This window comes from Holdemania sp. Marseille-P2844, assembly GCF_900120005.1.
Classification (GTDB): Bacteria; Bacillota_I; Bacilli_A; order Erysipelotrichales; family Erysipelotrichaceae; genus Holdemania.
This window is the reverse complement of sequence record NZ_LT635446.1, coordinates 1-814: the sequence shown is the minus strand read 5'-3', so window position 1 is coordinate 814 and position 814 is coordinate 1. Positions and strand designations below refer to the sequence as shown.

1 protein-coding gene and 1 pseudogene are annotated in these 814 nt (G+C 53.8%); both read left to right on the top strand.

Annotated features, from left to right (window positions below):
* Window positions 1–188, top strand: a pseudogene (locus BQ7364_RS00085) (cell division ATP-binding protein FtsE); the annotation flags it as partial.
* The coding region (locus tag BQ7364_RS00080; RefSeq protein WP_072682802.1) for a permease-like cell division protein FtsX at window positions 181–814 on the top strand (634 nt) is incomplete at its 3' end. The pseudogene BQ7364_RS00085 and the gene BQ7364_RS00080, both read left to right, overlap by 8 nt.

The following is an 814-nucleotide window of genomic DNA, read 5'->3' as shown; positions in this document are numbered from 1 at the left end:
TCGATCCGCAGAAGTCGGATGAGATCATGACGTTGTTGGAAAAGATCAACCGTGAGGAAAAAACGACGGTGCTGATGGTCACGCACGACATCACGCTGGTGAACAAGCACCGCAAACGCACGATCGCTCTGGAAGCGGGGCACATCGTCGCGGACATGAACGAGGGAGGGTATATCAAACATGATTAGACGATTCTTTCGGCATATCCGCGAGGGTTTTTATGGTGTGGGCCGGCACGCGGCAATGTCGGTGTCGAGCGCCTCGGCGGTGACGATCACGTTGCTGATCATCTCGATCTTTATGATCGTGACGGGCAACATGCAGGAGGTCACCCAAAACATCGAAGGCTCGGTGAAGATTTCGGCGTTTGTAGCCTATGACCATGAGGAACAATCGCAGCTGGACATGATTCAGGCGACGATCAAGAATCTGGAGCATGTGGTCAGCGTGGAATACTCAAGCAAGGATCAGGAATTCGACGAGCTGATGAAAACGTATGAGGATGAAAGCGCCAGAGAAGCGCTGGAAACGTATCGGGAGGATAATCCGCTGCACGACGCGTTCTATGTGGAAGTAAACGACGGGGATGCGTTAAAGGACACGGCGGAAAAGATTCAGGCGATCGAAGGGATTGAAACGGTGAACTACGGCGGGGACAGTGCGCTGATGTTTGTCCGAACGCTGAACTCCGTGCGGTTTGGCGGGGCGATTCTGGTGGCGGGCTTAAGCGCGCTGGCGATTTTCTTGATCGCGAACACGATCAAGCTGACGATTTACGCGCGAAGCAACGAAATTGCGATCATGCGGGACGTCG